This is a genomic window from Actinoplanes palleronii (assembly GCF_016862315.1).
Lineage (GTDB): Bacteria > Actinomycetota > Actinomycetes > Mycobacteriales > Micromonosporaceae > Actinoplanes > Actinoplanes palleronii.
The window spans coordinates 49,002-61,818 of the sequence record NZ_BOMS01000014.1 but is presented as its reverse complement, the minus strand read 5'-3'; the positions used below and the strand labels follow the sequence as shown (position 1 = coordinate 61,818).

Sequence of the window (12,817 nt, the reverse complement as noted above, 5' to 3'; positions counted from 1 at the left end):
GATCACGGTGCGTGCGAAAATAGATCCGCGTTTCTCCAGTTATTCCCATTCACACCTTTCACGTCTTCGATGTCGCGTCATGTGACCACTCATGATTCAGCTGTCGGCCGGCTCGAGATCGATGAAGCTCCGGCCGCCGGTCCGCAACGCGATCACCTGCGGATGCTTCTCGTCGAACATGTCACCGGCGATCCGCAGCGCTTCCTCGCGGAGCGCCTCACCACCGACCCGGTCACCGGTGGCCAGCCGGCTGGCCACCAGGTTCGCGGTCGCCGCCAGCACCGCCGGATGGGTCCGGCTGTGCAGCTTCTCCCGCAAGCCGGCTAGACAAGTGACATCCAACTCCAGCGCGCCCTGGATGTCACCGGATGCGAACAGCGCACTCGCCACGTTCATCCGACAGATGGACACGTACGGGTGCGACGCGGACAGTTTCCCCTCGAGAGCGGCATACGTCCGGGTGAGCGGCTCGGTCGCGTCCTGCACCCGGCCGTCGGCCAGTTCGAGGACCGCGAGGTCGTTCGCCACCATCAGACTCGCCGGGTGCGTCGCACCGAGGATCCGGCTGTACGCGGCCAGCACCTCGGCGGCGGCGGCCCGGGCCTCGGCGTGGTCACCCTGCGCCGACTGGATGGTGGCGATCTCGAGCTTGCACGACTGGGTGAACAGATGATCAGCGCCGGTCGTCCGCCCGAACGCCGCCAGCGACCTCTCGGCCAGCTCACGCGCCTCGCTCAGGTGACCGAGCCGCCGCAGGGTGATCGCGAGTTCCTTCTGCGTCAGCAGCAGATAGGAGTCCGCTTCGTCGAGCGCGTTCCGGCAGGTGGCCAGGGTCTCCCGCAGCACGCTCTCCGACCTGGTCAGGTCACCGTCCGCGCGCAGGAACCGGCCCAGGTTGCAGCGCCACAGCAGCGTCCACCGGGCGGTCGGGCCGAGCAGCGTCTCGGCAGCCGCGGCCACCTGCTCGCTGATCTCCCGGGACCGCCCGAAGTCACCGGCCTGCATGAGCCAGAGCGCGAAGTTGTTCCTGGCCGCGAGGGTCCGGCGGTGGTTGTCACCCACCGTGGTCTGCCAGTGCACCAGGACCTGCTCGCCGATCTCCACCGCACGCTGGTACTGCCCCAGGCCCGCGTACGCCTGGGCGGCACCGCTGAGCGCGATCAGGGCGTACGGATAGGTCTGCCCCCGCTGCTCGATCATCCGGCGCGCGGCGTCCTCCTGGACCTCCAGCGCGGCCTGGTACTCGCCGTGCGCCTCGAGGACGTTCCCCAGCTCGCTGCGCATCCGCAGCAGCGAGAGGTGCTCGGCGCCGAGACGGCTCTCCCACGTGCCGATCGCCCGGTCGGCGAGCCGGCGCGCACCGGTCAGGTCGCCGCGGTACCGCAGGTAGCGCACCATGTCGACGGTGAGCTGGTGCACCTCCGGATCCTCGGAGTCGAGCGCGCCCGAGGGTTCCAGGTGGGTCAGAATCCCCTGGTACGTCGGCCAACTGGGCTGGTCGGAAGGATCGCCTCGCTGGGCCTTCGCCAGGATCACGTGTACCTGCTCCCGCCTGCGCCTCTGTTCGTCAACGGAGAGGTCGCTGATAATGACACTTTGCACCAGCCGGTGCATGCGAAGTGCCTGAATCGCTGAATCGACACGAGCCAGACCGAACCGGCTCGCCTCCCGCACCAACGAGTTGCGCATCAGTTGGTCGCGGAACATCGGGTCGAAGACCGCGAGCGCGTCCGCCATACCCGGGCTGTCCAGCAGAATCGTGGGAATCGGCTCCGGCGCCAGGACGGCCAGCAGCTCGACCAGGTAGGCCGCGGCCGGGTTCGCCTGCCGCAGGCGTCCCTGTGACAGCCGCCAGGTCTCGGCGGCCGGGTGCCGATAGCCCGGTGGTGGTGGCTCGTTGAGGATCCGGGGCAGCTGCTCGTCGAGAAGATCCAGATATCTCCGCGCGGACATCCCGGTGGTGGCCAGCCAGGCGGCCGCCTGCTCCACCGCCAGCGGGAGATCACCCAGCTTGCCGGCGATCTCGTCGGCGTCCGCGCCGGACAGGCCCTTGACCCGCCGGGTCAGCAGCGCCCGGCTCTCCGAGCGGTCGAAGACGTTGATGTCCAGGGTCCACGCGGTGCGGGACCACTCCTGCCCGGGCGTCGTCACGACGACGTCGCCGGCGCCGGTCGGCAGGAACCGCCGGATCTGCTCCGGGTCCTCGGTGTTGTCGAAGATGACGATCCAGTTCGACGACGGGCTGCCCAGCCGCAGCGCCTCCAGCACCGCGGCCGCCTCCTCGTCGGCCCGGCCGGACCCGGCGATCGGCAGGCCGAGCTCCCGGGCCAGGTCGGCCAGGGCGGTGACGACGAGCGCCGGCTGGTCGGCCGAGATCCACCAGACGATGTCGTAGTCGGCGTTGAACCGGTGCACGTACTCGATGGCGATCTGGGTCTTCCCGACGCCGCCGATCCCCTGCAGGACCACCGGACCGGTCTGCGCGGTGCTCGCGTTGAGCTGCTCGCGCAGGGACTCCAGGGTGGCGTCCCGCCCGGTGAATCCGTGGTTCCGGGCCGGCGCGCGCCAGACCCGGGCCGGCTCGAACGGGAACCGCGGGTGCGGGCCGCCGGAGATGCCGAGATGACCGACCCCCGCGTCGCGGATGTCGAGCCGGGCCAGCAGCGAGTCGCGGGCCGCCCGCTCCGGGACGTTGAACATGTCCACCGGCTCGCGGTCGGCGAACGGTTCCGGCGGGCGGACGCCGTCCACCCGGACCGGCACGAGGAACCGGCCGTGACCGGGGATGTCGCGCCGGACGGTCAGCCGCCACCAGCTCTCCAGCTGCGGCACCCGGACCGATTCCTGGGAGAGCAGGACGACCGCGCAGTCCGCCCGGGCCAGGGCCTCGGCCGCGTCCACCGGCGCGTTGACGTCCTGCAGGACGCTGCGCTGCCCGGCCAGCCGGAGCTGATAGGCGATCCACTCGGCCCAGATCCGGTCACGCGGGGTGTAGCAGATCAGGGCGGGGCCGGGGCTCACCGCGCCGCGCTGCTCGAACTCGGAGAGCCAGCCGAGCCGGATGGCCTCGGAGATCTCGCCCAGCTCACACTTCTCGCCGACCAGCTCGCCGGCCAGCCGTTCGTACGCGGCCAGCAGGTCGTTCTCCTGGTAGGGGCGGTCGCCGAAGGTGGCGAGCGTTTCCTCGTACGCGTAGAACGGCTTGTAGGGCTGCTCGACCTGGCCCCAGTACTTGCTCGGATCGGCGTACCCCAGCGTCGCCACGAACTCGCGGAACTGCTGCTGGGCCAGCGCGCGGCGCCGGTTGAGCTTGGCGGTCTCGCCGTCCTCCACCCGGCTCGGCACCGGGAAGATCCGGATGCTGGGCCGCAGCCGGCGGATGGTGTTCGCCACCGCGAGCGCGCCCTCGATGCTCTGGTTGTTGTACGCGAAGCAGTTGACCACGGCGTCCGGCAGCGTGACGGTGCAGATGCCGGCGTTGTCGCTCAGCCCGGTCCGGCTGTCGATCAGCACCACGTCGTAGTGGCTGCGCATGTTCTCCGCCAGGTGGTGCAGGAACTCCTCGCCGTTCAGCCGGGTGTAGAACGTCTCCCAGTCGAAGTTGCTGACCGTGTGCGAGTACTCGGGCACCTGCTGGCCGGACGGGACGAAGTCGATCGATCCACCCCGGGGGAACTCGTAGCGCTCGAGGGACGTCGCGTACTCCTGGATCCGGGCGAGCTGCCGGATCTCCTCCGGCCGCAGGCTCTCGCCGCGGGCCGCCGCCTCACCGGCCCGCTGCTCGAACCGGGTGATCGCGTCGATGACACCGGGCGACTGGCGAAGATCGCGGTCGGCCAGGAACGGCGCGTAGTAGCGGTGCAGGCCGGGCGACTCGAGGTCCCAGTCCACAGTGAGCACCCGCCGACCGGTGCTGGCCAGGATCCACGCGACGTTGGCCAGCGACATGGTCCGGCCGACGCCACCCTTGAACGAGTAGAACGTGATGATCTGGCCGTTCCGCAGCGTCATGTGGTCCCTCCCCCAACTCGGTGTTCCGCGCAGCTCGCCGGGGCCCTGGTCACGGTCCCTCCAGCACCGGACGTCGCGCCCCGGCCCGGGACGGGTCCGGCCGCTGCTCCCCCCAGCCCCGCCGGTACGCCCGCCGCTGCGCCGCCGCGATCGCCACCGAGAGGTCGGCGTCGAAGTCGTCGGGGGACTCGACACCGATCCGCAGCAGTGAGTCGTGCCAGGACGACCGGCCGGGAAAACGTTTGAGCACCTCACCGCGGAGCTCGACGCGGCGGGCCGACGTCTCCACGTCGTCCGCGCTGGCCGGCACGAGCACCGCTACGGCCTCCTTGTCCTGCCGCCCGATCTCCCGCAGCGCCGGTTCCAGATCGTCCAGCCGGGCCGCCCAGGCGTCGACGAGCAGCACCAGGATGTCGCGCCGCAGCCCCGCACGCAGCCGCTCGGCCGCCGACTCGATCGGGACGACCTCGGACTGCAGGCGGCGGTCGGAGACGATCCCGCACGCGCGCGCCGCCAGCGACTGCGGCGCGACCGGCTGATACGGCGCCCAGTCCTCCCGCCGCAGGCCGTAGAACCGCAGGTCGCCGCGGATCGCCCGCATCTGCTCCCGGGTGCCGGCCGCGACCACGACGTAGACCTTCGTCGACCGCCCGGCCACGCCGTGCCGGTGTCTCCGACGATCGAACGGGTTCACCGCGGCGTCCGGGTCGGTACCGGACGGCGCCGGCGGCAGGCGATGGGCGTGGGCCGCCTCGACCACCCGATGGGCCAGCGAGGCGACGAAGGCCGCGTACGCCGCCCGGTGCGAGCGCAGCCGCATCATGATCCGGAGGTCGTCGCCGTTGGGAGTCCGCAAGGGACGGACCTCGAGGTCCGGTTCGTGGAACACGTCGTCGGGAAGGCCGTCGGCGGCCCAGAGCACCGGGATCAACGAGTCGGCGCCGCGCCCGTTGTCCGAGCCGTCGCCGTGGATCCGGTCGACGAAGACTCCCCAGTACCGGCCGCACCGCTCACTGGCCAGGTATTTCGACGAGCACAGGGCCACGAAGGTCTGGCAGTCGCTGAGCGCGGTCCGGGCGTCGACCGGCCAGCTGCCGGCACCGCTGTCGTCCAGATAGCCGACGACCTGCTGGGGTTCCGCTCCGATCCGCCGGATGATCTCCGCGGACAGGTCTTGGTACAACCGGTGGACGAAGATGTCGTCCTCGTCAGGCGCGTAGCTCAGAAAGAAATACAGCATCCGGCCTCCCGACGGCCACCAACGGGCCCAGCGGTCGCGAGAGGAATCCCGCGCAGGAGGCATCGGCGGCCTCTGGGCCGGCAGGCTGCCAGATGTAGGCGACCCGCCCGGTGAGGGCTTTGTGTCATTAGTACCGCACAGGGCACCTGAGGGGTACCCCGCAGCGGGTTTCAAGTCCGACAAGAGGACCCGGCGAGGGCGGGACGGACATTTATCGGACTCACTTTCCGGCGGATGGCGGCGGCAGGTCGGCGGCCAGCCGCCGAGCCGCGTGCCGGATGATCGCGGCCAGGTCGGCGCAGTACACCGACCGGTTGCCGAATCCGTTGCGGGTGCTGAACCGATGGGCGTACAGGCCGCCGCCGCACACCTGGACCAGCGGGCAGCGCCGGCACTCGGCGCCCAGCGCGGCCAGGCCGGCCTGGCGGGCCCGGGCGCCCGGATGGTCCAGGTACTCGTCGAAGGAGTTCCACCGGACGTGCAGGCCGGTGGCGGGCGCGCCGGGCGCGACCGTCTTCAGCACGTCACCCTGTTCGAGGCTGCCGTCGGTCTCGACGGTGACCAGGTCGACCTGCCCGAGGCCGAGCCCCTCGGCACCACCCGGCCCACCGAGCAGCAGCGAGACCAGTGACTCGAAGAGCCGCACCCGGGTCTGCGGCGCCGGCGACTCGTACCACCTGTCGAAGATCGGGATCAGCCAGTCGGCGTAGGGCGTGCGGTCCTGGTCCGGGCCCCGATGCGGAGGGGGCCGGTCCCAGGTGCCGTGCGGCAGCAGGAAGTCGATCTCGGGCGGGTCGAAGGAGAGCAGATGGTGATAGACCTCGAGGGGGTCGTTCGCCACGTCCACCGCGCACAGGATGCCGCCGAAGAGCGGCCGGTGCCGGGCCTCGTTGAGCCGGCGCAGCGCCCGGGCCGCGCCGGCGTGACTGCCCCGGCCGTCGGCGAACCGCCGGTGCCGGTCGTTGGCCGCCGCCGGGCCGTCGAGGCTGACACCCACCCGGATCCGGTGGGCCGCGAAGAGTTCCAGGAACCTGTCGTTCAGGAGCAGGCCGTTGGTCTGCAGGCCGAACGCGACCTTCGTGTGGCTGGTGACCGCGGCCCGCACCGTACGGACCAGGTAGTCGATCACGTCCGGGCCGGCCAGCAGCGGTTCACCACCGTGCAGGATGACCGAGAGGAACGGCAGGTCGTGCTTGCCCGCGTGCTCGGCTATCCGGGCCGCGGCCAGGTCGATCGTCGCCCGGGACATCACCCGGGGGCGGTCACGCCAGCTCTGATCCGCGTGCTGGTAGACGTAGCAGTAGTCGCAGGCGATGTTGCATCTGCTGTGGACCTTCAGGAGAACCTGGCGTACCGGCGCCGATGCCGGGCCCAGGAGCTCGTCCACCCATCACCCCGACGTGTCGTCGAGGTGCTGCCCGTTGGCGAAATTGCTGAAGGCGCTCGGATGCCGCGTCCCGTCGACCGCGAACCGGACGGCTGGTCGGCGAGCGGTCAGGTGATGGAGCCGCGCAGGGTCCTGCCCCACTGACTGAAGATCGGCGATCGGAACTTCCCGCTTACGTGCCATGCCGCAAACCTCGCATCGACGAGACGTGATCTTGCGGGGCGGAGGCCACCGGTGACGTTATCGTAGAGCGTCGATACGGGTACGTACAGTAGTCGCCACCGGGGACTATCCGGGTGGCACACGATGGGTGGTCAGCCAATCGCGGGCGAAGCCGACCGCCGCGGGGAGGGACAGCAGCCGGGCGGCGGCCGAGCCGACCGGGCCGGTGGTCACCGCCCCGGTGCGCTCCAGATCCGCGCCGAGCTCGGCGAAGTCTCCCGCGTTCAGCAGCACCCCGCGGTACGGGACCCAGGCGCGGCCCGCCGGGGTGGTCATCACGCAGGCGTTGTCGCGGGGTGTGCGCCAGGGCAGCCGGTACTCGGCCAGGTGGAAGGCCGTGCAGCTCGCGAACCCCACGCCCAGCAGGACGATCCGGGCGCCGGCCGCCTCCAGGGCGGCCAGCGGGGACTCCTCACCCAGCTCGCTGGGCAGGTCGTGCCGGCTCGTCAGCTCGGCCGCCCGGGCGCCGATCGCCGCGAACGACGTCTGCGGGTGCGGGCTGCGGTGCGCGCCCGGCCAGCACCGCACCGTCTCGGCGATGGCCCCCAGTGAGCGGCACGAGGTCAGAGCCGGATCGTACGGCGGCAGACTGTCCCGGATCAGCGGCAACCAGGCCACCGGGATCTCCGGGCCGGCCCAGCGCGCCGGGTCCCGGTTCTCGGTGGCGAACGCGGGCACCACCAGCGTGCCGGCCGGCCCGAGCACGTCGAGGAAGGCCTGTACGACGGCGACCGCCCCGCCGCACACCCAGCCCAGCGAGCTCAGCGAGGAGTGCAGCAGCACGATCTCCCCCGCGCCGAGGCCGAGGGCGCGCAGGTCCCCGGCCAGCGAGGCGCGGGTGCGCGGGCCGGCGTCCACTCGGTCCACAAGATCCACTGACCCTCCTGGCACTGATCGGAACTTCCGGGTCCTTATGTAGCACGGACGAGTGGCGCTGATCACTCCTCGGTCACCTGCCGCGCCGGCGGGCGGCGCGGGGATGAGGCTGTCCGGTGGAGGTCCTGAGAACAATGTGTGCCGCCTGCGGTCAGAACACGCACGTCCCGAAACCGGATCCACCACGGCGGTTCGCCGCGCTGCGCAACCCGGACTGCCGGCCCTACCTCTTCGGTGCGGCGCTGGCCATGATGGCCGACAACATCGAACACGTGATCACCTACTGGGTGCTGTGGGAGAAGTTCCACTCGTCGGCGCTGGCCGGCTTCCAGGTGATCAGCCACTGGGTGCCGTTCCTGTTCCTGTCGGTCTTCTTCGGCGGCCTCGCCGACCGGTACGACTGCCGGCGGGTGATCCAGTTCGCGCAGGTGCTGTTCATGCTGGTCTCGGCGGCCTGGGGCGTGCTCTTCCTGACCGGCACGCTGCAGGTCTGGCACGCCTGCGTGCTGCTGGTGCTGCACGGTGTCGCGGGCGCCCTGTGGGGTCCCGGCGAGCAGCTGATGCTGCACGACTTCGTCGGCGACGAGGAGTTGCCCAGCGCCGTGCGGCTCAACGCCACGTTCCGCAGTCTCGGGGTGCTGTTCGGGCCGGCGGTCGGCTCGGCGCTGCTGCTCGGGCTCGGGCCGACCTGGGGCATCTTCGCGAACATCGTCTTCTACCTGCCGCTCACCCTGTTCCTGTTCCGCACGAGGTTCACCGGGCACACCCGGGACGGCGGGGTGCCCCGGAAACGGGTCGGGATCATGGACTCGGTCCGGGTGCTCCGCGAGGTGCGCGCCGATCACACCCTGGTCAGCATGATCATCCTGGGCGGGCTGGGCTCGTTCTTCGTCGGCGCCTCGCTGCAGTCCGCGATGCCGCTCTTCGCCCAGGACCTGGGCAGCGGGGACGCCGGCACGGCGTACGGGATCCTGCTCTTCGCCAACGGCGTCGGCGGTGTGGTCGGCGGCCTGGTCCTGGAGGCCACCGGATGGATCCGGCCCACGGTGCTCTCCGCGGTGATCAGCACCGGGCTGTACGGCCTGTTCACTCTCTGCTTCGCGGTCACTCCGAGCTACCCGATCGCGGTGCTTCTGCTGGTCGCGGGCGGGGTGGCCAACCTGGCGTCGATGTCGGTGGGCCAGACCGTGGTGCAGCTGATGGCACCGCCCGCGGACCGGGGCCGGGTGATCGGGGTGTACGGCATGTCCGCGAACGGCCTGCGCTTCGGCAGCGGCATCACTGTCGGCCTGTTCGGCGCGGTGGTCGGCATCCACTGGTCGCTGGGGCTCAGCGCGGCCGCGCTCTGCGTCGGCACGGTGCTCGCGGCGCTCTGGGCGCGGTCGTCCGCTCCGGAGAAGACGATTACCAGCTGAACCGTTCCGGGTAGGTGATCGCGGCCAGCTCGTTCTGGCCCTCCAGGTTGGGGTGGAAGTAGTCGAACGTGTTCACCAGGTCGAGGGTGAACCGCAGGTCGTGCACCTGCCCGCCGTCCCACCGGCACCGGCTGCCGTACGCCTTGCAGGCCTGGCGCAGCTCGTCGTCGTACGCGTCGATCCGGTCCCGCACCCCGCGCCGGCGCTCGTTGTCGGCGCGCGCCGTGGACGCCGGGTCGGCCAGCATCGACGGGCAGACCCCGCCGCTGCTCCACACCCGGAGCGCCTGCTCGTCGTCCCGGCCCACCTGCCACAGCCGGTACAGGTCCGGGATGCTGGCCACCAGCACCCGGGCCTTGGGCAGGCCCTTCTTCAGCGTGGCCAGCCCGCGGTCCACCTCGTCGCGGAACCTCGCCACCGAGGTCATGTCCCGGAGCCGGCCGGAGCAGGCGTCGTTCGCGCCGATCAGCACGGTCACGTACTGCACCTTCGCGTCGACCGCCCGGGCCGCCTGGCCGGCGAGCGCGTCCGCTTCCGCGCCGGGCTCGGCGAAGTTGTGCACGTCGCCCTTGATCTTCGAGTTCTCGGCCAGGATCCGCTGGTAGTGGCTGTCCACGCCGCGGGCGGTGCCGGCCGCCCAGGAGTTCCGGCTGCACGCGACGTAGGCCAGGCAGCTGCCGACGCCGGCGGTGATCGAGTCGCCGAGCGCCGCCATCGACGCCGGGTAGCCGGTCGACGGCGCGACCGTCCGGCTCCGGCTCGGCGTGGGCTCCGGGTCGGCCGCGCCGGCGCCACCCTCGCAGGCCAGCGCGAAGACCCCGAGCAGCGCCAGGACGGCGACCTGCCAGCGACGCGGCATCTTCCCCCGATTCAGCCGGAAGCAACGACTCCGGCACGATATGCCACCCACGCTCCCCCGGCCACGGCACGGAACGGTTTGGCATGGACCACCCACGGACATCGCCCGGAGGGTTTCGCGTCCTGGACGCGCCAGCGGCCAGCGAAGCCCGCAGGGGTCCCGGCGGGAGCGGCGGTCCGCACCCCGGCGGACGCACGACATCGATCTTCTGATTTTGATCTTGAAGGGTGCGTGACTGCAAGATGAACCATCTGCTGAGAGAAGTTACGTTCTAGTTGCAAGGGCTTGCAGAATGCCGTCAGATCCCTAGGCTGGCACGTGCCCAAAGTCCGAAAAGGACACTTCTGAACGTCGGGAGAAGCATGCGTTCGCTCAGCAAGGTCCTGCTCGCTCTGCTCGTCGGACTCGCCGGGATGCTGGCCGTGACCGGCCCGGCCGCCGCGGCGTCCGCCACACCGCAGCAGCTCGGCGGCCTCGACCTCGGCGCCTACTGCCGCTCGATCGGATACGCCGACGCCGCCCTGACCGGCGTGACCGCTTATGACTGGCACTGCACCGGCAGCGACGGCGCCGCGCACGACCTGACCTTCGAGGCGGCCTGCCGCTGGACCTACGGCACCGGCGCCGTGGACCGGATCGCCGGATTCCGCGACCCGGCCTCGGTCAGCTGCTGGCGCGTCACATCCACAGTGGTCACCCCGGCGATCGACGACTACTGCACCTCGACCGGCCACAGCGCATCCGCCCTGCTCGGCACGACCGTCTACGACTGGCACTGCGTCAACTACAGCCGGGTCGACCCGGTCTACTTCGACGTCAGCCTGCCCGAGGTCTGCAAGCACACGGCCGGCGCCACGGCGATCGACCGCTTCCGCGACTTCTACGACGCCAGCTCCTGGGAGTGCCGGATCTAAGGCAGCAGAACCGGCCCGGGGTCGCGCGCCGCGTGCGACCCCGGGTCCGCCTCGTCCGATTTTGTACGGCGGGAAGCGTCGCGGATCAGGTCGTCCGGCGCTCGCTCCGGCGGGGTGTCGTCCCGTGGCGTCTCCTCCTGCGGCACCCTCGCCCGCGGTGCCGTTCCGCGCGGAGTGTCCGGTGTCGGCGTCGCCAGCCTCGTGCGCAGATAACCGGCAAGCGGCCGCTCGACCAACCGGTGCAAGAGCCAGGCAGCGACCAGCATGACGGCCACCGTGATCATCAGCGTCAGATAGCGCGGCCGCAGGTCCCGCATCTGGTGGATCAGCACCCAGCCGATCTTCTCGTGCAGCAGGTAGAACGGGTAGGTGAGCAGGCCCGCGGTGGTCAGCCAGCCCCAGGTGACCCGGCGGAACCAGCCCAGCGCCACCCCCGCCATCAGCACGTAGAAGACCGTGACCAGCAGGACACCGGCCGTCGCGGACATCGGGCGCGGCATCGGCCGGTTCACCAGCAGGACCATGTCATACGTGTTGTGCTGGGCGATCAGCCAGGAGAAGCCGACCAGGCCCCAGAACTTCAGGTCCGAGCCGAACTTGTGGATCAGGAAGAACCCGATGCCGCCGGCGAAGAACGCCGCGTAGTCCGGCATGACGATCGTGCTGAGCAGCGGTGACTCCGCCTCGACCGCGTAGGTCGCGACGATCAGCCAGCCGTAGCCGAAGACCAGCACCCGGCGGGTGGTCAGCCCCCACCACACCAGGAACGCGAAGAGCAGATAAAAACGCGCCTCCACCCAGAGCGTCCAGTAGACCCCCTCCACCTGCGGCACACCCAGCGGCTTCGGCAGCATGGTGAGGTTGGTCAGGATCTCGCTCCAGTTCGCGGTGAGCGGCCGGGGCTCGCTCCAGATCGCGGTCACCGCGACGGTGATCAGCACGGCCGCCCAGTAGGCCGGGAAGAGCCGGACGATCCGGGACCGGGCGAACGCGCCGGCATCCCGCCCCCAGCTGCTCATGCAGATGACGAACCCGCTGATCAGGAAGAACAACTCGACGCCGAGCCAGCCGTAGGACGCGATCCGGCTCAGATCCGGGAACGCGTGGACGATCGACGGCACGTCCCACACGCTCGCGACCCGGGGCAGGCCGGCGTAGTGGTAAAGCACCACCATCAGCGCGGCGACCAGCCGGAGACCGTCCAGAAACGCCATCCGCCCCCTGACCGGCGGAACGGGCGGCTCAGCATGCGACATGGCCGCAGAGACTACCGGCCCACAGCCGATCCACAGCCCGGGGTCAGGGGGCGTAGCCGCGCAGGATGAAGGTGATGGTCTCGGTGAGGCCCAGTTCGACCTGGTCGGGGGTGAAGCCGCCGCTCAGTGCCAGGTCGGTCATGCCCTGCAGGACCGCGGCCAGGGGCACGGCGAGCGGGATCATCGGGCCGGCACGGACCTCGCCGCGGCGCTGCCCGTCCTCGAGCAGGCCGGTGGCCATGATCATCAGCCGGTGCGTGGACGCGATCAGCTCCGCCGGGGCGGAGGGTTCGTGCTTGCGCGAGAACATCAGCTCGAGCAGGGCCGGATTGCCGGTCGCAAAAGCCACATAGGTACGGGTGAGCACGGACAGCCGCTCGGCGAACGTGGCGCCGGTCTGCTCCAGCGCACCGGCCAGCACGGTGATCAGCCGATCGAAGCCCTCGATCGCCAGCGCGTCCAGCAGGGCCTGCTTGGTCTTGAAGTGCCGGCTCGGCGCGGCCGGGCTGACCCCCGCCTCCCGGGCCAGCTCCCGCAGCGACAGCTCGGCCGGCCCGCGCTCACGCAGGGTGTCCTCGGCGAGGACGAGCAGGGCGGCGCGCAGGTCCCCGTGATGGTAAGGGCGGGTCTTCATGGC

9 protein-coding genes are annotated in these 12,817 nt (G+C 70.8%); 2 read left to right on the top strand and 7 right to left on the bottom strand.

All coding sequences use genetic code 11. The features are described 5' to 3' along the window. Window positions 1-96: 96 nt before the first annotated feature. The 4 genes from fxsT to Apa02nite_RS04105 form a co-directional block, all read right to left on the bottom strand. A complete protein-coding gene (gene fxsT / locus Apa02nite_RS04120) occupies window positions 97-4,011 on the bottom strand; it encodes an FxSxx-COOH system tetratricopeptide repeat protein (protein ID WP_203823902.1) in 3,915 nt (1,304 codons plus the stop codon). Between the two features lie 49 nt (window positions 4,012-4,060). Beyond that, a complete protein-coding gene (gene fsxC, locus Apa02nite_RS04115; protein WP_203823901.1) occupies window positions 4,061-5,251 on the bottom strand; it encodes an FxsC protein in 1,191 nt (396 codons plus the stop codon). A gap of 220 nt (window positions 5,252-5,471) precedes the next feature. Continuing rightward, window positions 5,472-6,638, bottom strand: a complete 1,167-nt coding sequence (locus tag Apa02nite_RS04110; RefSeq protein WP_239164114.1) for an FxsB family cyclophane-forming radical SAM/SPASM peptide maturase — start codon at window positions 6,636-6,638, stop codon at window positions 5,472-5,474. Window positions 6,639-6,926: 288 nt separating this feature from the next. Then, a complete protein-coding gene (locus Apa02nite_RS04105) occupies window positions 6,927-7,736 on the bottom strand; it encodes an AAC(3) family N-acetyltransferase (protein ID WP_239164113.1) in 810 nt (269 codons plus the stop codon). Between the two features lie 116 nt (window positions 7,737-7,852). Here Apa02nite_RS04105 and Apa02nite_RS04100 point away from each other — a divergent pair, with 116 nt between their 5' ends. Then, entirely contained in the window at window positions 7,853-9,151 is a 1,299-nt protein-coding gene (locus Apa02nite_RS04100) for an MFS transporter (protein ID WP_239164112.1), read from the top strand. Here Apa02nite_RS04100 and Apa02nite_RS04095 read toward each other — a convergent pair. Then, window positions 9,141-10,010, bottom strand: a complete 870-nt coding sequence (locus tag Apa02nite_RS04095) for a GDSL-type esterase/lipase family protein (RefSeq protein WP_203823900.1) — start codon at window positions 10,008-10,010, stop codon at window positions 9,141-9,143. The genes Apa02nite_RS04100 and Apa02nite_RS04095 overlap by 11 nt on opposite strands. A 362-nt stretch (window positions 10,011-10,372) precedes the next feature. Here Apa02nite_RS04095 and Apa02nite_RS04090 point away from each other — a divergent pair, with 362 nt between their 5' ends. Beyond that, window positions 10,373-10,924: a hypothetical protein gene (locus Apa02nite_RS04090; RefSeq protein WP_203823899.1), complete on the top strand. Its 552-nt coding sequence runs from the start codon at window positions 10,373-10,375 to the stop codon at window positions 10,922-10,924. On the opposite strand, the gene Apa02nite_RS04085 is transcribed toward Apa02nite_RS04090, so the two are convergent. Both Apa02nite_RS04085 and Apa02nite_RS04080 read right to left on the bottom strand, forming a co-directional pair. After that, window positions 10,921-12,138 (bottom strand): acyltransferase family protein, encoded by a 1,218-nt coding sequence (locus Apa02nite_RS04085; protein WP_239164111.1) that lies wholly within the window; start codon window positions 12,136-12,138, stop codon window positions 10,921-10,923. The two genes, Apa02nite_RS04090 and Apa02nite_RS04085, sit on opposite strands and share 4 nt — an antisense overlap. 85 nt (window positions 12,139-12,223) lie before the next feature. Further along, complete coding sequence (locus Apa02nite_RS04080; protein WP_203823897.1) at window positions 12,224-12,814, bottom strand: TetR/AcrR family transcriptional regulator; 591 nt, start codon at window positions 12,812-12,814, stop codon at window positions 12,224-12,226. Between the last annotated feature and the right edge of the window lie 3 nt (window positions 12,815-12,817).

Bases quoted from the DNA above. Each gene is read 5' to 3' on its own strand.
- fxsT (WP_203823902.1), bottom strand. From the start codon at position 4,011: ATGACGCTGCGGAACGGCCAGATCATCACGTTCTACTCGTTCAAGGGT.
- fsxC (WP_203823901.1), bottom strand. From the start codon at position 5,251: ATGCTGTATTTCTTTCTGAGCTACGCGCCTGACGAGGACGACATCTTC.
- Apa02nite_RS04095 (WP_203823900.1), bottom strand. From the start codon at position 10,010: ATGCCGCGTCGCTGGCAGGTCGCCGTCCTGGCGCTGCTCGGGGTCTTC.
- Apa02nite_RS04090 (WP_203823899.1), top strand. From the start codon at position 10,373: ATGCGTTCGCTCAGCAAGGTCCTGCTCGCTCTGCTCGTCGGACTCGCC.
- Apa02nite_RS04085 (WP_239164111.1), bottom strand. From the start codon at position 12,138: ATGGCGTTTCTGGACGGTCTCCGGCTGGTCGCCGCGCTGATGGTGGTG.
- Apa02nite_RS04080 (WP_203823897.1), bottom strand. From the start codon at position 12,814: ATGAAGACCCGCCCTTACCATCACGGGGACCTGCGCGCCGCCCTGCTC.